Annotated in this window: 20 protein-coding genes and 1 riboswitch; of the genes, 11 read left to right on the forward strand and 9 right to left on the reverse strand. The window is 56.4% G+C overall.

What is annotated here, in order from left to right; genetic code table 11:
* Nucleotides 1-51 precede the first annotated feature (51 nt).
* On the forward strand, nt 52-2,067 hold the full coding sequence (gene uvrB / locus SOM82_RS06545; protein ID WP_154126746.1) for an excinuclease ABC subunit UvrB: 2,016 nt from the start codon (nt 52-54) through the stop codon (nt 2,065-2,067).
* An 83-nt stretch (nt 2,068-2,150) separates the two neighbouring features.
* Here the strand turns inward: uvrB and yvcK are convergent, their stop codons facing one another.
* A complete protein-coding gene (gene yvcK, locus SOM82_RS06550; RefSeq protein WP_154126747.1) occupies nt 2,151-3,059 on the reverse strand; it encodes a uridine diphosphate-N-acetylglucosamine-binding protein YvcK in 909 nt (302 codons plus the stop codon).
* A 227-nt stretch (nt 3,060-3,286) separates the two neighbouring features.
* Nucleotides 3,287-3,421: riboswitch (molybdenum cofactor riboswitch) on the forward strand.
* Here yvcK and moaA point away from each other — a divergent pair.
* From moaA to SOM82_RS06580, 6 genes are all read left to right on the forward strand, one after another.
* A complete protein-coding gene (moaA, locus tag SOM82_RS06555; protein WP_154126748.1) occupies nt 3,409-4,398 on the forward strand; it encodes a GTP 3',8-cyclase MoaA in 990 nt (329 codons plus the stop codon). Its footprint overlaps the riboswitch before it by 13 nt.
* Nucleotides 4,399-4,420: 22 nt before the next feature.
* A complete protein-coding gene (moaB, locus tag SOM82_RS06560) occupies nt 4,421-4,933 on the forward strand; it encodes a molybdenum cofactor biosynthesis protein B (protein WP_154126749.1) in 513 nt (170 codons plus the stop codon).
* Nucleotides 4,934-4,936: 3 nt separating this feature from the next.
* Entirely contained in the window at nt 4,937-5,422 is a 486-nt protein-coding gene (gene moaC / locus SOM82_RS06565) for a cyclic pyranopterin monophosphate synthase MoaC (RefSeq protein ID WP_154126750.1), read from the forward strand.
* Complete coding sequence (moaD, locus tag SOM82_RS06570) at nt 5,415-5,660, forward strand: molybdopterin synthase sulfur carrier subunit (RefSeq protein ID WP_320459953.1); 246 nt, start codon at nt 5,415-5,417, stop codon at nt 5,658-5,660. The genes moaC and moaD overlap by 8 nt, the downstream gene beginning before the upstream one ends.
* A gap of 2 nt (nt 5,661-5,662) precedes the next feature.
* Nucleotides 5,663-6,115 (forward strand): molybdopterin synthase catalytic subunit MoaE, encoded by a 453-nt coding sequence (gene moaE, locus SOM82_RS06575; RefSeq protein WP_320459954.1) that lies wholly within the window; start codon nt 5,663-5,665, stop codon nt 6,113-6,115.
* Nucleotides 6,116-6,172: 57 nt separating this feature from the next.
* On the forward strand, nt 6,173-6,880 hold the full coding sequence (locus SOM82_RS06580) for a Bax inhibitor-1/YccA family protein (RefSeq protein ID WP_154126753.1): 708 nt from the start codon (nt 6,173-6,175) through the stop codon (nt 6,878-6,880).
* 45 nt (nt 6,881-6,925) lie between these two features.
* Here SOM82_RS06580 and SOM82_RS06585 read toward each other — a convergent pair whose 3' ends face one another.
* Genes SOM82_RS06585 through SOM82_RS06595 form a run of 3 tightly spaced genes read right to left on the reverse strand, consistent with a single transcriptional unit; the run spans nt 6,926 to nt 9,887 of the window.
* Complete coding sequence (locus tag SOM82_RS06585) at nt 6,926-7,888, reverse strand: lysylphosphatidylglycerol synthase domain-containing protein (RefSeq protein ID WP_154126754.1); 963 nt, start codon at nt 7,886-7,888, stop codon at nt 6,926-6,928.
* Nucleotides 7,888-9,129, reverse strand: a complete 1,242-nt coding sequence (clsB, locus tag SOM82_RS06590) for a cardiolipin synthase ClsB (RefSeq protein WP_154126755.1) — start codon at nt 9,127-9,129, stop codon at nt 7,888-7,890. Before clsB ends, SOM82_RS06585 begins: the two co-directional genes overlap by 1 nt.
* Nucleotides 9,126-9,887 (reverse strand): endonuclease/exonuclease/phosphatase family protein, encoded by a 762-nt coding sequence (locus SOM82_RS06595; RefSeq protein ID WP_320459955.1) that lies wholly within the window; start codon nt 9,885-9,887, stop codon nt 9,126-9,128. Before SOM82_RS06595 ends, clsB begins: the two co-directional genes overlap by 4 nt.
* Nucleotides 9,888-10,020: 133 nt before the next feature.
* On the opposite strand from SOM82_RS06595, the gene SOM82_RS06600 reads away from it, so the two are divergent.
* Nucleotides 10,021-10,431 carry a YbhQ family protein gene (locus SOM82_RS06600; RefSeq protein WP_154126757.1) on the forward strand — a complete coding sequence of 137 codons (411 nt, stop codon included), beginning with the start codon at nt 10,021-10,023 and terminating at the stop codon, nt 10,429-10,431.
* Here the strand turns inward: SOM82_RS06600 and SOM82_RS06605 are convergent.
* Genes SOM82_RS06605 through cecR form a run of 5 tightly spaced genes read right to left on the reverse strand, consistent with a single transcriptional unit; the run spans nt 10,393 to nt 16,033 of the window.
* The gene (locus tag SOM82_RS06605; RefSeq protein ID WP_320459956.1) at nt 10,393-11,499 is read right to left on the reverse strand and encodes an ABC transporter permease; all 1,107 of its coding nucleotides are present in this window, start codon (nt 11,497-11,499) and stop codon (nt 10,393-10,395) included. The genes SOM82_RS06600 and SOM82_RS06605 overlap by 39 nt on opposite strands.
* Before the next feature lie 9 nt (nt 11,500-11,508).
* Nucleotides 11,509-12,642 (reverse strand): ABC transporter permease, encoded by a 1,134-nt coding sequence (locus tag SOM82_RS06610; protein ID WP_320459957.1) that lies wholly within the window; start codon nt 12,640-12,642, stop codon nt 11,509-11,511.
* Nucleotides 12,632-14,371 carry an ATP-binding cassette domain-containing protein gene (locus SOM82_RS06615; RefSeq protein ID WP_320459958.1) on the reverse strand — a complete coding sequence of 580 codons (1,740 nt, stop codon included), beginning with the start codon at nt 14,369-14,371 and terminating at the stop codon, nt 12,632-12,634. Before SOM82_RS06615 ends, SOM82_RS06610 begins: the two co-directional genes overlap by 11 nt.
* Nucleotides 14,364-15,359: a secretion protein HlyD gene (gene hlyD / locus SOM82_RS06620; RefSeq protein WP_320459959.1), complete on the reverse strand. Its 996-nt coding sequence runs from the start codon at nt 15,357-15,359 to the stop codon at nt 14,364-14,366. The genes SOM82_RS06615 and hlyD overlap by 8 nt, the downstream gene beginning before the upstream one ends.
* Nucleotides 15,356-16,033, reverse strand: a complete 678-nt coding sequence (gene cecR / locus SOM82_RS06625) for a transcriptional regulator CecR (protein WP_320459960.1) — start codon at nt 16,031-16,033, stop codon at nt 15,356-15,358. Before cecR ends, hlyD begins: the two co-directional genes overlap by 4 nt.
* Nucleotides 16,034-16,265: 232 nt before the next feature.
* On the opposite strand from cecR, the gene rhlE reads away from it, so the two are divergent.
* The 3 genes from rhlE to ybiB all read left to right on the forward strand — a co-directional run bounded on the left by rhlE (nt 16,266) and on the right by ybiB (nt 20,967).
* A complete protein-coding gene (gene rhlE / locus SOM82_RS06630; RefSeq protein ID WP_154126763.1) occupies nt 16,266-17,660 on the forward strand; it encodes an ATP-dependent RNA helicase RhlE in 1,395 nt (464 codons plus the stop codon).
* Nucleotides 17,661-17,757: 97 nt separating this feature from the next.
* Entirely contained in the window at nt 17,758-19,935 is a 2,178-nt protein-coding gene (dinG, locus tag SOM82_RS06635; RefSeq protein ID WP_320459961.1) for an ATP-dependent DNA helicase DinG, read from the forward strand.
* Nucleotides 19,936-20,001: 66 nt separating this feature from the next.
* The gene (gene ybiB, locus SOM82_RS06640; RefSeq protein WP_320459962.1) at nt 20,002-20,967 is read left to right on the forward strand and encodes a DNA-binding protein YbiB; all 966 of its coding nucleotides are present in this window, start codon (nt 20,002-20,004) and stop codon (nt 20,965-20,967) included.
* Nucleotides 20,968-21,072 lie beyond the last annotated feature (105 nt).

The raw sequence follows: 21,072 nt of genomic DNA on the forward strand, positions 1-21,072 counted from the left end.
CGCGAGTAAAATTACACACCTGCCGCTTTTTCCGTCACCAGGTTGTTGCCCATGAGTAAACTGTTCAAACTGAATTCTGCCTTCCGTCCATCTGGCGATCAGCCGGAGGCGATTAAACGTCTGAAAGAGGGGCTGGAGGACGGGCTTGCGCATCAGACCCTGCTGGGTGTGACCGGCTCGGGCAAAACGTTTACCGTTGCCAATGTGATTGCAGATTTGCAGCGCCCTACTATGGTGCTTGCTCCTAACAAAACGCTGGCGGCGCAGCTGTATGGCGAGATGAAAGAGTTTTTCCCGGATAACGCCGTCGAGTATTTCGTCTCCTACTACGATTATTACCAGCCAGAAGCGTATGTCCCGAGCTCTGACACCTTTATCGAGAAAGACGCCTCGGTGAACGAACATATCGAGCAGATGCGCCTGTCGGCAACGAAAGCGCTGCTTGAGCGTCGGGATGTGATCGTGGTGGCCTCGGTTTCCGCCATTTACGGCCTGGGCGATCCGGATCTCTATCTGAAGATGATGCTGCACCTGACCAACGGGATGATCATCGATCAGCGCGCCATTTTACGTCGACTGGCGGAACTGCAATATGCGCGTAACGACCAGGCTTTCCAGCGCGGTACCTTCCGCGTGCGCGGTGAAGTGATCGACATCTTCCCGGCTGAGTCGGACGATTTGGCGCTGCGCGTTGAGCTGTTTGACGAGGAAGTCGAGCGCCTGTCGCTGTTCGATCCGTTAACCGGACACGTTGAGTCGGTGGTTCAGCGGTTCACCATCTACCCGAAAACGCACTACGTGACCCCGCGCGAGCGCATTGTTCAGGCGATGGAAGAGATCAAAGTGGAGCTGGCCGACCGGCGTAAAGTCCTGTTGGCTAACAACAAACTGCTTGAAGAACAGCGCCTGAGCCAGCGTACGCAGTTCGATCTTGAGATGATGAACGAGCTGGGCTACTGCTCGGGTATCGAAAACTACTCGCGCTATCTTTCGGGCCGTGGGCCCGGCGAGGCGCCACCGACGCTGTTTGACTATCTCCCGGCTGACGGGCTGCTGGTGGTGGACGAATCGCACGTCACCATTCCGCAAATCGGCGGGATGTATCGCGGCGACCGTGCGCGCAAAGAGACGCTGGTGGAGTACGGCTTCCGCCTGCCGTCGGCGCTCGATAACCGCCCGATGAAGTTCGAGGAGTTCGAGGCACTGGCCCCGCAAACCATCTATGTGTCGGCGACACCCGGCAACTACGAGCTTGAGAAATCCGGCGATGAGGTGATCGATCAGGTGGTGCGTCCCACTGGCCTGCTGGATCCGATTATCGAAGTGCGTCCGGTGGGCACACAGGTGGACGATTTGCTGTCGGAAATCCGCGCTCGCGCGTCGGTTAACGAGCGTGTGCTGGTCACCACGCTGACCAAGCGTATGGCAGAAGACTTGACCGAATATCTGGAAGAGCACGGTGAGCGCGTGCGCTATCTGCACTCGGATATCGACACCGTTGAGCGCATGGAGATCATCCGCGATTTGCGTCTTGGTGAATTTGACGTGCTGGTGGGGATTAACCTGTTGCGAGAAGGTCTGGACATGCCGGAAGTCTCGCTGGTGGCGATTCTGGATGCCGACAAAGAGGGCTTCCTGCGTTCAGAACGCTCGCTGATTCAGACCATTGGCCGTGCGGCGCGTAACATCAACGGGAAAGCCATTCTGTACGGCGATAAAATTACGGCGTCGATGGCCAAAGCGATCGGCGAAACAGAACGTCGTCGTGAGAAACAGCAGCAGTACAACGAAGAACACGGCATTACGCCGCAGGGCCTGAACAAGAAGGTGGTGGATATTCTGGCGCTGGGCCAGGGTCTGGCGAAAACCAAAGGCCGTGGAAAAGCGCGTCACCCGGTTGAGGCCGACGCGGTGGAAGTGCTGCTGACACCGAAAGCCCTGCAGCAGAAAATCCACGAGCTGGAAGGGCAGATGATGCAGCATGCCCAGAATCTGGAGTTTGAAGAGGCGGCGCAACTCCGCGATCAGCTGCATAAGCTGCGCGAGCTATTTATTGCGGCATCCTAGGAAAAGCAAAATGGCAGTCAAAGGCTGCCATTTTTAATGTTTCTGTGGGGCAGGGGGAGGGGATCAGAGTGCACCAGACACACCTATCCCAGCGCCTGAATTGCCTTCTCCAGCGCTAAACGCAGCAAATGTCGGTCATGACGATATTTGATATCGCTCGCTTCCAGCGGCTCCTGCACAACAATACGGCCTTCAATCCCCGAGACGTCAACATGGGGGCCAACCACCACGCCGTCGATAATCTTTTTACCCACGTACTGCTCCATCAGATCCAGCTTATCCGCAAGGGTCAGACTGGCAGCAGCAGGGCTGAGTTCGCGGCCCAGATTGCCGATATACACCATCGGAGCCGGCGTTCGACGCAGCGCCTGTGCCAGCTCTTTCACCAGCAGCAGCGGCATCAGACTGGTATAGAAACTGCCGGGGCCGATCAGAATTAAATCGGCTTCGCTGATGGCTTCAACCGCTTCGCGGGTGGCCGGAACGCTCGGATAGGTCATCAGCTCTTTTGGCGGCAGGATAAGCTGATCGATATTGACCTCGCCGTAAACTTCATGCCCTTCCGTGTCGATAGCCATTAAATCGACCGGTTGTTCTGACATAGGGATCAGGAATGCATCCACTTTTAGCAAGTTTCTGATTAAATTAATCGCCTCAAGAGGGCGGACGCTCAGGTGATCCAGCGCCTTTAACATCAGATTTCCGAGGTTATGCCCGGAAAGTTCACCATTACCGCCAAAACGGTACTCAAACATCGCCGAAGCGACGCTTTGTTCGGTGATAAGTTGATTGAGGCAGTTACGCATATCGCCCCAGGCGATGCCGCCTTCTGAACGACGAATACGACCTGTAGAGCCGCCATTATCGGTTGTCGTCACGATCCCGGTCAGTCTGGAGCCCAGCGACGATAATGACGACATAACCCGCCCCAGCCCATGTCCTCCGCCGAGAGCGACCACACGGTCAAGATCCGCAAAAGTGCGATTGCGCATACACATTCCTTATCACATTTGATCTGCGTAACAGTAACCTAACTACCCCTAAAAGACGATGCCTCACCCCAGCCAAAATGACGTATATCAATGCGAAACTGTGATTTTTACGTATCCTGTAGTGAAAGTGCACGATCTTGTCGCTATATATACAACTATACAGCGTTATGTGCGAATGGCGAAAGCGTCATTTCCGCGCTACTATCGGCATAACCCACGTTTTCGTCATCGAAAACATACACTCTAGCCCTGGCGCCTGTGTCTCATGATATGGCGTCCTGGCCGTGGCGGTATCGCCACCAGGGTACAGAAAGAAATGACTGTGCCTCCCGTATCTGGAAAGGTGTACATGGCTTCACAACTCACTGATGCTTTCGCGCGTAAGTTTTTCTATTTACGCCTGTCGATTACCGATGTGTGCAATTTCCGTTGCACCTACTGCCTGCCTGATGGCTACAAACCGGGCAGCGTCACCAATAACGGTTTTCTCTCCGTGGAAGAGGTGCGCCGCATTACGCGGGCGTTTTCTGAGCTGGGCACCGAAAAAGTCCGTCTCACCGGCGGTGAGCCTTCACTCCGCCGTGATTTCCCCGACATCATCGCCGCCATCCGTGAAAACGACAGCATTCGCCAGATTGCCGTGACCACCAATGGCTATCGTATGGCGCGGGATGTTGCGCAGTGGCGCGATGCGGGGCTGACGGCCATTAATGTCAGCGTTGACAGTCTCGACGCCCGTCAGTTTCATGCCATCACCGGGCAGGATAAATTCCAGCAGGTGATGGACGGGATCGATGCCGCTTTCGAGGCCGGTTTTGAGAAAGTTAAAGTCAACACGGTCCTGATGCGTGATGTGAATCACCACCAGCTGGACACCTTCCTGGCGTGGATTAAACCCCGTCGCATTCAGCTGCGCTTTATTGAACTGATGGAAACCGGTGAGGGCAGCGATCTGTTTCGCCGCCACCATATTTCCGGGATGGTACTGCGCGACGAGTTGCTGAAACGCGGCTGGATCCACCAGATCCGCCAGCGGAGTGACGGCCCTGCGCAAGTCTTTTGTCACCCGGATTATCAAGGGGAAATAGGGCTCATCATGCCCTATGAAAAAGATTTCTGTGCCAGCTGCAACCGCCTGCGGGTCTCCTCTGTTGGCAAACTTCATTTGTGTCTATTTGGCGATGGCGGCGTGGATCTGCGCGATTTGCTGGAAGACGATGCGCAGCAGGACGCGCTTGAGGCGCGTATTTCAGCGGCGCTCACGCAGAAAAAACAGACCCATTTCCTCCATCAGGGCAACACCGGAATTACCCAAAACCTGTCGTATATCGGCGGGTAATCGGCTTAAAAGGAACCCGAAAATGAGTCAGGTCAGCGCAGAGTTTATCCCGACGCGTATCGCTATTCTTACCGTTTCTGAACGCCGTGGCGAAGAGGACGATACCTCCGGCCACTGGCTGCGCGATGCCGCGCATGAGGCGGGTCATCACCTCGTGGACAAAGCGATTGTGAAAGAGAATCGCTACGCCATTCGCGCCCAGGTGTCACAATGGATCGCAAGCGATGAGGTGCAGGTTGTTTTGATTACCGGCGGCACCGGTTTTACCGCTGGCGATCAGGCTCCCGAAGCGCTGCTGCCGCTGTTTGACCGTGAAGTCGAAGGCTTTGGCGAAGTGTTCCGTATGCTCTCGTTTGAAGAGATCGGCACCTCGACACTGCAATCTCGCGCGGTAGCCGGGATTGCCAACAAGACCCTGATTTTCGCCATGCCAGGCTCAACCAAAGCCTGTCGCACGGCGTGGGAAAACATCATTGCCCCGCAGCTTGATGCCCGTACCCGTCCGTGTAATTTTCACCCTCATTTGAAGAAGTAAGTTATGTCGCAACTGACCCACATTAACGCCGCTGGCGAAGCGCATATGGTGGACGTGTCCGCCAAAGCTGAAACGGTGCGCGAAGCGCGTGCCGAAGCCTTCGTCACCATGTTGCCGGAAACGCTGGCGATGATTATCGACGGCAGTCACCACAAAGGTGATGTCTTTGCCACCGCCCGCATCGCGGGGATCCAGGCCGCAAAACGCACCTGGGATCTGATCCCGCTGTGCCATCCGCTGATGCTAAGTAAAGTCGAAGTGAATCTGCTGGCCGAGCCGGAACACCATCGGGTACGTATCGAATCCTTATGCCGCCTCACCGGTAAAACGGGCGTAGAAATGGAGGCACTCACCGCGGCTTCCGTCGCGGCGCTGACCATCTACGATATGTGCAAAGCCGTCCAGAAGGACATGGTGATTGGCCCGGTTCGCCTGCTGGCGAAAAGCGGCGGCAAATCCGGGGATTTCAGGGCGGACAATCATGATTAAAGTTCTCTTTTTTGCTCAGGTGCGTGAGCTGGTCAACACCGACAGCCTGACGCTGGACGCCTCTTTTGACACCGTAGAAGCGCTGCGCGCGCATCTGGCTGCGCAAAACGATCGCTGGGCGCTGGCGCTGGAGGAGGGCAAACTGCTGGCGGCCGTCAACCAGACGCTGGTGGACTTTACCCATCCCGTGAATGCGGGCGATGAAGTGGCCTTTTTCCCGCCGGTCACAGGGGGTTAATCATGGCTGACACGCGTATTGTCGTCGGACCGGAGCGCTTCAACGTCGGAACAGAATACAACTGGCTTGCCGAACGTGATGAAGATGGCGCGGTGGTGACGTTTACCGGAAAAGTGCGTAACCATAACCTCGGCGACGACGTTAGCGCGCTGACGCTGGAGCACTATCCCGGCATGACGGAAAAATCGCTCGCCGACATCGTTGAAGAGGCGCGTCGTCGCTGGCCTGTGGGCCGCGTGACGGTCATCCACCGCATCGGTGAAATGTGGCCCGGCGAGGAGATCGTCTTTGTTGGCGTGACCAGTTCGCATCGCGGCAGTGCATTTGAAGCGGCAGAGTTTATGATGGATTATCTCAAAACCCGCGCCCCGTTCTGGAAGCGTGAAGCCACGCCAGAAGGCGAACGCTGGGTGGAATCGCGTGACAGCGACAAACAGGCTGCCCGACGCTGGTAACCGGATGGCGTGGATGTGTTAATCTTACGGAGTGTGCCCACTTAATCAGGAGTTATCATGGACCGATTTCCACGTTCGGATTCAATCGTTCAGCAGACGCGTAGCGGCCTGCAAACCTATATGGCGCAAGTCTATGGCTGGATGACCGTTGGCCTGTTGCTCACGGCGTTTATCGCGTGGTATGCAGCCAATACGCCGGCGCTGATGATGTTTATCTTTTCCAGCAAAATCACCTTCTTTGGGCTAATCATTGCTCAACTGGCGCTGGTGTTTGTGCTTTCCGGACTGGTGCAAAAGCTCAGTGCGGGGATGGCGACGACGCTGTTTATGCTCTATTCGGCCCTCACCGGCCTGACGCTCTCCAGCATTTTTATTGTCTACACCTATTCGTCTATCGCCAGTACCTTTGTGGTGGCAGGCGGGATGTTCGGCGCGATGAGCCTGTACGGCTACACCACCAAACGCGATCTGAGCGGCCTCGGTAATATGCTTTTTATGGCGCTGATCGGCATTGTCCTCGCCTCGCTGGTTAACTTCTGGCTGAAAAGCGAAGCGCTGATGTGGGCGGTGACTTATATCGGGGTGATCGTCTTTGTCGGCCTGACCGCTTACGATACTCAGAAGCTGAAAAACATCGGCGAGCAAATTGATGTTCGCGACAGTTCCACACTGCGTAAATACGCCATTCTCGGCGCGTTAACTCTGTATCTGGACTTTATCAACCTGTTCCTGATGCTGCTGCGTATCTTTGGTAATCGCCGCTAATCCTCCTCCCTCACACGCCCCAAAAGCGAGCGTGTGAGGGAATCATCATTTCGCCATGGCCTTCTCGTTTTTTGCCCGCAACTTTTTCGCCCGACTCTCCAGCATCAAATAGCAAACCGTGGCCAGCGCCAGCGGCAGGAAATAATAGAGCATTCGATAGGCCAGCAGCGCGGCGATAATCGTACCGTGCGAGACATGCTCACCCGCCAGCAGCGCGATAAATACCGCCTCCAGCACGCCGATCCCGGCCGGGATATGAACGATCACTCCGGCGATACTGCTGACTAACAGCACACCCAGAACGAAGAAATAATTTACCTCCTCGCCAATCAGCAGCCAGATGATCGCCCCCATCACCATCCAGTTGGCGCTGGAAATCACCATCTGCAACACGGCAAATTTCCACGAGGGTAAAACCAGTTTTTGCCCTTTGACGGTCATATGACGTCGTTTAGCAAACGCGCAGGCCCACAGATAGGCGGCGATGATCAGCAGCAGGACAATACCTAAAATGCGCAGGGTCGCTTCGTCGATATACCAGTGCGCGGGCAGCTGAACCACCCCAACGGTGAAAATCACCCCGCCGAGCAGGATATACCCGAGCCAGTTGGTGGTAATGCTTAGCGAGAAAATACGCGTAATGGTACTGCCCGGCAGCCCAAGGCGCGAGTACAGGCGATAGCGCATGCCAATGCCGCCCACCCAGGTACTGAGCGTCAGATTGAAGGCGTAGCAGATAAACGACACCAGCATCACCTGGCGTTTCGCCAGCTTATGCCCGCAATAGGCCCGCCCCAGCAGGTCATAGCAGCCATAAATCAGATAGCTCAGTATGACCAGGCCAACGGCGGTCAGCAGCACCATACGGTTATAGTTGCGAATAACCTTCCACACCTCTGCCCAGTCGATTTTTTGCGCGTACACCACCAGTAAAACGGCGACAGCGATAAAAAATAGCCAGGTGAGGATTTTCTTTGCCAGTCGCCAGCGGGGATGAGATTTGCTCATTATGGTTTTACCCCTGTGTTTTCGGCTTCAATCCGATCCTGCGTTTCCATTTCAGGTTGTACTGGCGCAGGGACCTGCGCGAGCTTTGGCGTATGGGCTGGCAGCCAGCCGACCAGCGCCGGGAAGTGGCGCAGGAAGTGGAACACCACCACGCTTTTGGTGAGATTCCACCAGGTGCGTTTCGGCACCATCGAATCATCCACCCGTACGCAGTCGCGGGCAATAATGCCGTTCAGATTGTCGCGAAGGGTCTGATTAAACTCGCGATCGTGAATGATCAGATTGGCTTCCAGATTCAGCGACAGGCTCAGGGGATCGAGATTACTGGAGCCGACCGTTGCCCAGTGATCGTCCATCAGCGCCACTTTTCCGTGTAGCGGTCTGCGGCGGTACTCGTATATCTGCACGCCGCCTTTGACCAGATAGTCGTACAGCAACCGCGCGCCTACGGTGACAATCGGCATATCCGGCTCACCCTGCACAATCAGCTTGACCCGGACACCGCGCCGCGCGGCGTTGCGCATGGCGTGCAGCAGACGATAGCCCGGGAAGAAATAGGCGTTGGCGATAATCACTTCGCGCTTCGCATTGGCGAGCATCTTCAGATAATGGCGTTCAATATCGTCGCGATGTTCGCCATTATCGCGCCAGATAAACAGCGCTTGCGCTTCGCCCGGCTGGCGATTCTCTTCCGGGCGATGACGACGTTTCCACCATCGACGCGCCACTGACTGACCCGGCAGGTTTTCCAGCTCGAACAGCAAAATATCCTGCACCACCGGGCCTTCAACTCTTACCGCATAATCTTGTTTGGCTTCCGGGCCATAATCAGACATGTGCTCATCGGAGTAGTTAATGCCTCCCACGAAGGCGACGGTGTCATCCACCACCACAATTTTGCGGTGCATGCGGCGAAAGACGTTCGTGCGCATCCCCAGCAGCGGAGGGCGCGGGTCGTAATAGCGGAACACCACGCCCGCGGCGGTGAGCTCGTTAACAAAATTATCGCTGAGATCCGGCGAACCGTAGCCGTCCAGCAACACTTCGACTTTCACTCCGCGCTGGGCGGCACGCAGAACGGCCTCGTGGAGCTGACGGCCTACGCCGTCCTCAAACCAGATAAAGGTCTCAAGGATAATTTTGTGCTGTGCGCCGTCGAGCGCGGCAAAGACTGCCGGATAATAGTTATCGCCATTCTCCAGCAGCTGGATTCGGTTTCCTTCTCGCCATGAACTTTTCATAAGTGGATCTCCGCACTTAAAGGGGCATGGTCGGACAAATGCCGCCAGCTACGCAGCGTCAGCGCGTTGGGACTGCTGGCATGCGCGTTTTTGACGTAAATACGATCCAGGCGCAGCAGGGGAAACCCCACCGGGAAGGTGCGCGCCGGGCGGCCATGGGCACGGGTAAAAATCTCATCAAGGCCCGCATGCGCTTTCAACGGATGGTTGGCTCGCAGCCGCCAGTCGTTAAAATCCCCGGCGATAACCACCGGGTCGCCTTGCGGTAAGGCATTCACCCACTGTGTCATCATCTTCAGCTGCGCCTGACGATGCGCTTCCCGCAGGCCGAGATGCACGCAGCCCACATGGACCGGAAAGGCCAGATCCGGCGGAGTGATGCGACAGTAAAGTAAGCCGCGTTTTTCGCTTTCGCCCACCGAAACGTCGTGATTTTCATAGTGCTCGATGGGAAAACGCGACAGTACCGCATTGCCGTGATGCCCTTCGGGATAGACCGCATTGCGCCCGTAGGCGTAATCGCTCCACATGGTATCGGCCAGAAATTCGTAGTGCGTGGTATCGGGCCAGTTTTCAATATGCATCGGGTGAACGTCATGCGCGCCCATCACTTCCTGAAGACAGACAATATCGGCGCCGACGGTCCGTACCGCGTCACGCAGCTCGGGTAAAATGAAGCGGCGATTAAATGCCGTGAAGCCTTTGTGTGTGTTAATCGTCAATATTTTTAATGAAAAATGCCGGGTTTGTTGGGTCATATGCTCCTGCCAGCGTCACTATCCTGATGAAAATAAAGTGTAGTAGGCGTCACAAAAAGATGCGGCGTTACGGAATTTTCCGTAAAGTGCGGTACTCTGAACTAGCAGAGAAATATCCTTCAGGAGAGAAGCCATGAAGTGGCAACAACGCGTTCGTGTCGCAACAGGTCTTAGTTGCTGGCAGATTATGTTGCATTTACTGGTCGTGGCGGTACTGGTAATGGGCTGGATGAGCCGTAACCTGGTGCACGTCGGCCTGGGATTGTGCGTGATGTATGGCGTCACCGTGCTGTCGATGCTGTTTTTACAGCGTCACCATGAAGCACGCTGGCGGGAAGTGGGTGATGTGCTCGAAGAGCTCACCACCACCTGGTATTTTGGCGCGGCGTTAATCGTCTTATGGCTGTTGTCGCGCGTATTGCAAAACAACCTGCTGCTGGCCCTTGCAGGTCTGGCTATCCTCGCAGGGCCTGCGGTCGTCTCACTGCTGACCAAAGAGAAGAAGTTAGGCGATATTACGCCTAAACATCGCGTACGCCACTGAACCCGTCGTGGCCGCTATGACCAGTAGCGGCCACAAACTTCCCCAGACAATATCCAGACTCGCATCCTTCAGATAGATCTGCTTGGTGATATCGGTAAAGTGCCGAATCGGATTCACCCACGTCAAATTCTGTAGCCAGACCGGCATGTTTTCGACCGGCGAGACATAACCCGACAGCAAAATCGCCGGCATCATAAAGACAAACACGCCGATAAATGCCTGCTGTTGCGTTGAGCACAGCGCCGAAATCAACAGCCCGAATCCCACCAGCGACAGCCCGTAAATCAGCATCGTGAAGTAAAACAGCGCCAGCGATCCGGCAAACGGAATTTGATAGGCCCAGATGCCTATTCCCAGCACAATGCTGGCCTGGAAGGTGGCAACGATAAGAGCCGGAACCGCCTTGCCGACAAAAATCTGCCACGTAGACAGCGGCGAGACTAACAGCTGATCCAGCGTACCCTGTTCACGTTCGCGAGCCACCGACAGCGACGTCACAATCATCACCCCGATGGTGGTGATCATCGCGATGAGCGACGGCACCACGAACCATTTGTAATCGAGGTTCGGGTTATACCAGTTACGCACCACCAGTTCGCTGTTATTGGGTCTGGCTTTCCCCTCCATTAACTCCTGCTGATAGTTCTTCACCACCTGTTGCAGATAATTGGCGGCAATCTGTGCGCTGTTGGAGTTACGCCCGTCAAGAATCAACTGCAACGGCGCGGTCTGGAAGGTATCCAGATTGCGGGAAAAATCGGCCGGGAAACGCACCAGCAGCAGCGCCTTTTGCGTATCAATGGTGGGCTGAATCTCCTGCGGGCTCTTCAGCAGCAAAACATGAGTAAAAGCTTTGGCGCGGGCAAAACGTTGCGTCAGCTCTACCGAATGTTTGCCGTTATCTTCGCTGTACACCGCGATGGTGGCATTGGTCACTTCAAGCGTTGCGGCAAAGGGGAACAGCAGCACCTGGATAAGCACCGGCAGGATCAGGATCGCGCGGGTTTGCGGTTCACGCAGCAGCGATTGCAGCTCTTTACGAATTAATGTCCACAGACGATGAAACATATGCGCTCCTTAATCCAGCCGCCGTTTGGTTTTCATCCATGTCAGGCCGATAAACATCACCGCCGACGCCATCAAAAAAAGAATGTTGACGACCAGCACCACCGGAATATTGCCCGCCAGAAACAGGCTTTGCAGCGTATTGACGAAATAACGAGCCGGGATAATATAGGTCACCGCGCGGATCACCGCCGGCATACTGTCTATCTGGAAAATAAAGCCCGAGAGCATAATCGACGGCAGAAACGCGGCATTCAGCGCCACCTGCGCGGCGTTAAACTGATTACGGGTAATGGTCGAGATCAGCAGCCCCATGCCTAAGGTACTGAGTAAAAACAGGCTGGTGATTAAGAACAGCAGGATCAGCGAGCCGCGATAAGGCACACCGAGAATAAACACCGACACCAGCATACAGAGCAGCATCGCCAGCATCCCGAGGAAGTAGTAGGGGATCAGCTTGCAGAGCAGCAGTTCAACGCGCGTCACCTCGGTGGACAGCAGCGCCTCCATCGTGCCACGCTCCCATTCACGGGCGATCACCAGCGAGGTGAGGATCGCGCCAATCACCGTCATGATGATGGTGACGGCCCCCGGAATGATAAAGTGCTGACTGATGGCGGCGGGGTTGAACCAGTAGCGGGTTTGCACGTCAATCAGCGGTTCAAACTTCTCTCCGCGATCTTCCGCCCGCTGCATCTGCCACAGCTGCCAGATCCCCTCAACATAGCCCTGCACAAAGTTTGCGGTGTTGGGCTCGCTGCCGTCGGTGATCACCTGAAGAGGAGCATTCGCACCGGGCCGCGCCATATTGGCGGCAAAATCGACCGGGATCACCACCATTCCGCGAATACGCCCGGCCTGCATCATTTGCACCAGCTGCTGGCGATTATCGCTGATGGTAGCGTCAATGTAGGGTGATCCAGTCATGGCATGGGTGAAATCCAGCGCCTCTTCACTGCGTTGTTCCAGCAAAATCCCGACCCGCAGTTTGCTGGAGTCGAGGTTTATCCCGTAGCCAAAAATAAACAGCAGCAGGAGGGGGATAACCACCGCAATCAGCCAGCTACTCGGATCGCGGACGATCTGCCGCGTCTCTTTGATGCACAACGCCCGCACCCGACGCCAGGAAATCGCCTTAGTGCTCATTCGCATGCTCCTTGTCCCAGTCGTTAATCAGGGTGATAAAGGCCTGCTCCATCGTCGGATCCTGCTGCTCATCGTCGGCGGCCTGCGCTTTTAAATCGTCCGGCGTGCCGTGCGCAATCAGTTTGCCGCGATAGACCAGGCCGATACGGTCGCAATACTCGGCTTCATCCATAAAGTGGGTGGTGACCATCACGGTGACGCCTTTCTCCACCATGCTATTGATATGCAGCCAAAATTCGCGGCGAGTGATGGGGTCAACGCCGGAAGTCGGCTCATCGAGAAACAGAATATCTGGCTCGTGCATCAGAGAACATGCCAGCGCCAGACGCTGTTTAAAGCCAAGTGGCAGGGCGTCGGTGGCGTGCGAGGCAATATGGGTCAGGCCAAACGCGTCGCTCATGCGGGCGATTTTTTCACTTTGCGCCCGCCCGCGCAGGCCGTAGACGCCCGAGAAAAAACGCAAATTCTGTTCGACGGTCAGGTTGCTGTAGAGCGAGAACTTTTGCGCCATATAGCCCAGATGCTGGCGCGCTTTGCCCGAGCTGACTTTGAGATCCATATCCAGCACCAGCGCTTTACCGGATGTAGGGACCAGCAGACCGCACATCATTTTAAAGGTGGTGGATTTGCCCGCGCCGTTCGGTCCCAGCAGGCCGAATATCTCACCGCGTTGCACCGAGAAATTCACATTATCCGTCGCGGCGAAATCACCAAATTTTTTGGTCAGCGCTTTGGCTTCAATGACCGTTTCGCCAGGCGTGCCTTCCACCGTATGCAGAATGGCGCCAAGAGGAGATTCAGACGTACCCGCGCCGCCCAGCAAATCAATAAACGCATCCTCAAAGCGTGGCGCCGTCTCTTCAATTTCTACCGGCGGCATGCCTTGTGCAGAGCGAATATCGTCTGCGGTGGACTCTTTTTTCAGGATCACGCGCACCGAGCGCCCCTGGATCATGCCATCGCTGACCTGCGGCAATTTCAGCACGCGCTGCAATAACTGGCGGTTGGTTTCATCCGGGCTGTGCAGTAAAAAACAGCGTCCTGCCATTTTTTGCGTCAGGGCGGTGGGTTCGCCCTGATACAGCAGCTCGCCCTCGTTCATCAACAGCACGTCGCGACACTGTTCTGCTTCGTCGAGATAGGATGTGCTCCAGAGGATCAACATGCCATCGCCAGCCAGTTCGTGGACCATTTGCCACAGCTCGCGCCGCGAAATGGGATCCACGCCGACGCCGGGTTCATCAAGCAGCAGAACCCTTGGCTCGCCCACCAGGGTGCAGGCCAGCCCCAGCTTCTGCTTCATCCCGCCGGAAAGCTTACCGGCCAGGCGGTCGGTGAAGGGGCCGAGTGAGGTGAACTCAAGCAAACGGGCAAAGGTTTTTTGCCGCGTTTCTCCGGTGACGCTGCGCAAATCGGCATACAGGTTAAGGTTTTCCATCACCGTCAGATCTTCGTACAGGCCAAATTTCTGCGGCATGTAACCCAGCATCGCATGCAGTTCGCTGTCGTTTTGGATCGGATCCAGCCCCAGCACGCTGGCGCTCCCCTCGTCGGGCTTGAGCAGACCGGCAAGCATCCGCATCAGCGTGGTTTTTCCCGCGCCATCGGGGCCCACCAGGCCGGTCACATAGCCTTTTTGCAGCGTGCAATTCAGCGGGGCAACGGCGGGTTTATCCATTCCCGCAAAGCGTTTTACCAGGTCGTTAAGTTGGATAACCGCGTCATTCATGTCCTTCCCCGTCGTTGAATTTCACCGTAATCGGCATGCCCTGACGCAGTGCGTCGTCGGCATCGGTAACGATAATGCGCAGGCGATAGACAAGGTCTGTGCGCAGATCGGGGGTTTCGACAGTTTTCGGGGTAAATTCAGCGGTGGGAGAAACAAACCCCACTTTACCGTGATACGGCTTATCGGGACGTCCATCGGTATAGAGCAGCAGTTCGCGTCCCGGCTGCGCCTGGTTGAGATTCGGCTCGTCAATGTAGGCGCGGACCCACACCGGACGGGTGAGGGAGAGAGTGAGAACCGTGCTGCCTGCGCTTAACATGCTGCCTGGCTCAACGGCGCGGGTCATCAGCGTGCCGTCAGACGGCGCCACCAGCGTGGTGTCATGTAAATCGAGCTCGGCCTGCGCCAGCTGCGCCTGAGCCTGTTCGAGGCTGGCTTTTGCCTGTTCGATATCCTGCGGACGATTACCGGTGCGGTACTGGCTGAGTTTATCCTGCGCCGATTTTAATGTGGCCTGGGCCTGATCGCGCGAGGAGCGCGCATTTTCGAGGTCGTTGGCCGAGATGGTGCGGCTTTTCCATAACCCTTGCTGGCGGTTATAGAAGTTTTGCGCGTAGTCGTAAGCGGCCTGCGCCTGTTTCACGGCCGCGGCGGCCTGGGCAACTTCTTCATCCCGATAGCCCGCTTTCATTAAATCATACTGCGCCTGGGCCACCGACACGCTGGCTTTGGCCTGCATCAGCGCGTTTTCGTACGGGGCTTTATCCAGCTGACCGAGCACCTGCCCGGCTTTGATCGCATCGCCTTCGTCAACCGTGAGCGATGCCAGGCGACCCCCGACGCGGAAACTCATATTGAGCGTACGAATATCCACGTTGCCGTAGAGCGTAAGACCGCGATCCTGCTGGCTCTGATACCACAGCCAGCCGCCGATCCCGGCTGCCAGCACAACGACCACCGCCAGGATGGCGACGACAGGTTTTTTCATGACTCCAGGCTCCTTTGCGTTAAACCTTGCAGGATCAGGTCGAGGTGACAGGTGATCACCTGACCGATCTGCGCGGCTTTATCCTCATCGAATTGTGTCCAGCCCGTGCGTAACAGAATGGTCTCCCGGCCCAGGCGAAAAGCGAGCACTTCGCCGAGCAGCGCATGGGTATGCAAAATGGTTTGTGTGTCGTTGGCGTCGCGTCCGGTATAGGCCGCAATCAGCTGCGTCAGATGGGTGTGCATCGGCGCGATCACCTGATCGTGAACCCGCTGATAGGCGGCGGTGGGGGATAGCTGCTCGCGCGAAATAAACTTACTGAGATTCAGCGTATCGTCGTGAGTGAGCAGGGCAATCATATTGTTGCAGGCGCTCAGGATCAGCGCGCGGATGGCGGCGCGATCCGGCGTTGGCTCGTTAAGCAGCGCGGTGGCGGCGGCAACCTGCTGGTGAAAACGGCTGCCAATAAAATCGGCGATCCACTGGGCGCAGGCGAGGTATAAATCTTCCTTCGAACCAAAGTAGTAGGTGATGGCAGCGATGTTTTGCCCGGCCTGGGCGGCGATATCACGCGTGGTGGCGTGCAGCCCGTACTCGCCAAACTGGGCCAGCGCGGCGGCAATCAGCTGGCTTTTGGCCTGTTCACCTTTGGTGGTTGTCGGAGTTGGATTCATAGCGTCATTAATAATTAATCAATCGATTGATTAAGACTATGTATAATTTTTCGCCGTGTCCAGTCGGGTGGCGAAATATTTTGTCGTTGAATCCCACAGGGATATTTTATGCGCCGTGTCACAAAATCTGCTACACTCCGCTGCTTCGTGACATTGTGGTTTTTGTCCCTCTCTATTCGTCTTATCTCCCTGAAAACTACACCTGTGACGGTCGGGGCGGTTCGGAGTTTTTATGTCTTTTGATACCCTTGGCCTGAACCCGGAAATTCTGCGCGCTGTTGCAGAACAGGGCTACCTTGAGCCAACCCCTATTCAGCAGCAGGCGATCCCTGCGGTGCTGGAAGGCCGCGATCTGATGGCCAGTGCCCAGACCGGTACCGGTAAAACGGCGGGCTTCACCCTGCCTTTATTGCAGCGTCTGGTTCAGAAAGAGCCTCATGCGAAGGGTCGCCGTCCGGTCCGTGCGCTGATCCTGACCCCAACCCGTGAACTGGCGGCGCAGATCGGCGAGAACGTGCGTGAGTACAGCCGCTATCTCGATATCCGTTCGCTGGTGGTATTTGGCGGCGTGAGCATTAACCCACAGATGATGAAACTGCGCAGCGGTGTTGACGTATTAGTCGCCACGCCGGGCCGTTTACTCGATCTGGAACACCAGAATGCCGTTAAACTGGATCAGGTTGAAATCCTGGTGCTGGACGAAGCTGACCGCATGCTGGACATGGGCTTTATCCACGATATTCGCCGCGTACTGGCTAAACTGCCTGCGCGTCGTCAGAACCTGCTGTTCTCCGCGACCTTCTCCGACGAGATCAAAGGGCTGGCGGAAAAACTGCTGCGTAACCCGCTGGAAATCGAAGTGGCGCGTCGCAACACCGCCTCTGAACAGGTGACCCAGCACGTTCACTTCGTTGACAAGAAGCGTAAGCGGGAACTGCTGTCGCAGATGATCGGTGAAGGCAACTGGCAGCAGGTGCTGGTCTTCACCCGCACCAAGCACGGGGCTAACCACCTGGCTGAACAGCTGAATAAAGATGGGATTCGCAGTGCGGCGATCCATGGTAACAAGAGTCAGGGTGCGCGTACGCGTGCGCTGGCTGATTTCAAATCCGGCGATATTCGCGTGCTGGTGGCAACCGATATTGCGGCCCGCGGCCTGGATATTGAAGAGCTGCCGCACGTCGTGAACTATGAGCTGCCGAACGTGCCGGAAGATTACGTTCACCGTATTGGCCGTACTGGCCGTGCAGCGGCAACCGGTGAAGCACTCTCACTGGTGTGCGTCGACGAACATAAACTGCTGCATGACATTGAACGTCTGCTGAAAAAAGAGATCCCTCGCATCGCCCTTGAAGGCTATGAAGTGGATTCCTCAATTAAAGCAGAGCCGATTCAGAACGGCCGTCAGCAGCGTGGCGGCGGCGGTGGCCGCGGTCAGGGCGCTGGCGGACGCAGCCAGCAGCCGCGTCGTGCAGAAGGTGGCGCACCAAAAGCGGCAGGCAAACCGCCGCGCCGTACGGGTGACGCGAAACCCGCCGGGGAAAACCCGTGGCGTAGCGGGGAAGCAAAACCCGCAGGTGAAGGCCAACGCCGACGCCGCCCGCGTAAACCTGCCTCCGCGCAGTAATCTGGAAGCCCGGCTCTAACGCCGGGCTTTTCTTTTTGCGACAACCCCGCGAACGTGCCACAATAGTGGCTGTTTATACAGTGTTTCAGGTTTCCCGATGGCTTTAACCGCTGCGCTCAAAGCGCAAATTGCCGCCTGGTATAAGGCGTTGCAACAGCAGATCCCCGATTTTATTCCCCGAGCCCCACAGCGGCAGATGATTGCCGATGTGGCGAAGACGCTCGCCGGGGACGACGGACGACATCTGGCGATTGAAGCCCCGACCGGGGTCGGTAAGACCCTCTCCTATTTGATTCCCGGGATCGCCATTGCCCGGGAAGAGCAAAAAACACTGGTTATCAGCACCGCCAACGTGGCGCTTCAGGATCAGATCTACAGCAAAGACCTGCCGCTGCTGCGCAAAATCATTCCTGAACTGCGGTTTACCGCCGCCTTTGGCCGCGGGCGCTACGTGTGTCCGCGCAATCTGGCGGGGCTGGCCAGTACCGAAGCCACCCAGCAGGATCTGCTGGCATTTCTGGACGATGATTTAACCCCCAACAACAAGGCCGAGCAGGAGCTATGCGCGAAGCTGAAGATCGATCTCGACGGCTATAAATGGGATGGCCTGCGCGATCACACCGATAAGGCGATTAGCGACGACCTGTGGCGACGGCTGAGCACCGATAAGGCCAGCTGTCTGAATCGCAACTGCCATTACTACCGCGAATGTCCGTTCTTTGTTGCGCGTCGTGAAATCCAGGAGGCGGAAGTGGTGGTCGCCAATCACGCGCTGGTGATGGCGGCGCTGGAGAGCGAATCGGTTCTTCCCGATCCGAAAAACCTGCTGCTGGTTCTCGATGAAGGACACCATCTTCCCGACGTCGCCCGCGATGCGCTGGAGATGAGTGCCGAGATCACCGCGCCGTGGTTTCGCCTGCAGCTCGATCTGTTCTGCAAGCTGATCGCGACCTGCATGGAGCAGTTCCGCCCCAAAACCACGCCCCCGCTGGCGGTGCCAGAGCGGCTGAGTGAACACTGTGAAGAGGTCTATTCACTTATTGCTTCACTGAATAACATTCTTGATCTTTACATGCCCGCAACCCAGGAAGCCGAACACCGTTTTGCGATGGGTGAGCTGCCGGATGAGATCATGGAGATCTGCAAACAGCTGGCGAAGCATCTGGAAAAGCTGCGCGGGCTGGCGGAGATGTTCCTCAACGATCTCAGTGAAAAAACCGGGACGCATGACGTAGTGCGCGTGCATCGCGTTTTGTTGCAGATGAATCGCGCATTGAGCATGTTTGAAAGTCAAAGCAAGCTGTGGCGGCTGGCGTCGATGGCCCAGGCTTCCGGCGCACCCGTGACCAAATGGGCAACGCGGGAAGCGAAAGACGGGCAGATCCACCTGTACTTCCATTGTGTGGGGATCCGCGTCAGCGATCAGCTGGAAAAACTGATCTGGCGAAGCGTCCCGCATGTGGTGGTCACCTCCGCGACGCTGCGCTCTCTGAACAGCTTTTCCCGATTGCAGGAGATGAGCGGGTTAAAAGAAAAAGCGGGCGATCGTTTTGTCTCGCTCGATTCGCCGTTTAACCACTGTGAGCAGGGGAAACTGGTGATCCCCAAAATGCAGCATGAACCGCTGATGGAGCACGAAGAGCAGCACATTGCCGAGATGGCGGCCTATTTCCGCGAGCAGGTCGAGAGCAAAAAATATCCGGGGATGCTGGTGTTGTTTGCCAGTAATCGGGCGATGCAGCTGTTTTTAACCTATGTGACCGATCTGCGTTTATTGCTGTTGGTGCAGGGCGATCAACCGCGCTACCGGCTGGTGGAAACCCACCGAAAACGCATTGATAACGGTGAGCGCAGTGTGCTGATCGGCTTGCAGTCTTTTGCTGAAGGTCTCGATCTGAAGGGCGACTATCTGACGCAGGTGCATATCCATAAAATCGCGTTCCCGCCGATTGATAGCCCGGTGGTGATCACCGAGGGCGAATGGCTGAAGAGTCTCAATCGCTATCCGTTCGAGGTGCAAAGCCTGCCTGCGGCGTCGTTTAACCTGATTCAGCAGGTGGGCCGACTGATTCGTAGCCACGGCTGCTGGGGCGAAATCGTGATTTATGACCGACGACTGCTCACTAAAAACTACGGTCAGCGCCTGCTGAACGCTTTGCCGGTCTTTCCTATTGAGCAGCCTGATGTGCCGGAAGTGAAAAAACGGCCAACGACTGTGGTGGCGGCGCGGAAAAAAGCACCGGGTGCGAGACGACGGAATTCCGGTAGAAAATAAGCAACACTATCGTTGATGGCTTTTTCAGGGCTATAGTGTGTCAATGAAGTTGCCAGGAGAAATGTCGTGGATTATCGCAAAATTATCAAAGAGGTAGGACGCGGGAAAAACCATGCCCGCGATCTGGACCAGCAAACAGCCCGTGCCCTCTACACCCGTATGCTGAATGGCGAAGTGCCGGAGCTGGAGCTCGGGGGCATATTGATTGCGCTGCGTATCAAAGGGGAGGGTGAAGCCGAGATGCGCGGGTTTTATGAGGCGATGCAAGCGCAGACCCTGCGCCTGACCCCTCCGGTCGGTAAACCGATGCCGATTGTGATCCCAAGCTACAACGGCGCGCGCAAGCAGGCGAACCTGACACCGCTGCTGGCTATTCTGCTGCACAAACTCGGTTTTCCGGTTGTGGTGCATGGCGTCAGCGCCGATCCCACCCGCGTACTGACAGAAACCATTTTTGAACTAATGGGGATTGAACCCACTCTTCACGCCGGGCAGGCGCAGGCCAAACTTGACGGACACCAGCCGGTATACATTCCGGTTCGCGCGCTTTGCCCGCCGCTTGAAGCGCAGTTGGATCACCGCTGGCGGATGGGAGTGCGTAACAGCGCGCACACGCTGGCGAAGCTCGCCACGCCGTTCGCGGAGGATGCCGCGCTGCGTTTGTCCAGCGTGTCACATCCCGAATATGTCACGCGAGTGGCGGAATTTTTCGCTGATATTGGCGGACGAGGATTGCTGATGCACGGCACGGAAGGCGAAGCGTATGCCAATCCGCAACGTTGTCCGCAGATGACACTGATCGACCCTGTCGGGACGCGCGTCGTGCTGGAGCGCGGTGAAGAGAGTCAGGGGGCGGTGCTGCTGCCAGCGGCAAAAGATCCGGAAACCACCGCGCGCTGGACAGAGCGCTGTCTCGCCGGAACTGAGCCGGTGCCACATTCGCTTAAACTCCAGATGGCCTGCTGCCTGCTGGCAACGGGAGAAGTGGAATCAGTGGACGCCGGGCTGGCTCGCGTTGAGCAGAGTTTTTAGCAAAAAAAAGCCCGTCCAGACTGGACGGGCAAACAAAGGGTAACAACAACAGGGTCAATGAGGGGTGGAGCAACTCGCCAGAGGGATAGCGAGCGTGGTGCATAA

This window comes from Lelliottia sp. CFBP8978 (genome assembly GCF_034046055.2).
Lineage (GTDB): Bacteria > Pseudomonadota > Gammaproteobacteria > Enterobacterales > Enterobacteriaceae > Enterobacter.